Genomic DNA, 436 nt, shown 5'->3' on the forward strand with positions numbered 1-436 from the left:
CCTCCGCATCCGCTGACAGGCGCCGCAAGGCAGCGCCGTCGCCGGCCGCCGTGGCGGCGCTGGCGCGGCGGCCGAGCGCGGTTCCCGAAGCGATGGCCTCGAAGCAGCCGATGACGCCGCACACGCAACGCTCGCCCTCATTGGTGATGGTCATGTGACCGATCTCGGCGGCAAGGCCACGGCGGCCATGCAGGATGCGCCCATCGACGACGACACCGCCGCCGATGCCGGTCGACACCGTGACAAAGACCAGCGAGCGAGCGCCATGGCCGGCGCCGAAGCGCCATTCGCCGAGCGCCGCGGCATTGGCGTCGTTCTCCAGACGGACCGGCAGGCCGAGCCGCCGCTCGAGGATGTCGGCAAGCGGTACATCCAGCCAGCCGGTGAGTGTCGGCGGGCCGACGGCGATGCCGGCCAGCGGATCAAGCGGTCCCGG

Annotated in this window: 1 protein-coding gene; it reads right to left on the bottom strand. The window is 72.5% G+C overall.

Annotated elements, in window-relative coordinates:
• Positions 1–436, bottom strand: a 436-nt coding sequence (locus EN925_RS32590) for an ROK family protein (RefSeq protein WP_245487394.1), incomplete at both ends; no start/stop codon positions are given.

Source organism: Mesorhizobium sp. M7A.F.Ca.US.006.04.2.1, assembly GCF_004022915.1.
Classification (GTDB): Bacteria; Pseudomonadota; Alphaproteobacteria; order Rhizobiales; family Rhizobiaceae; genus Mesorhizobium; species Mesorhizobium ciceri.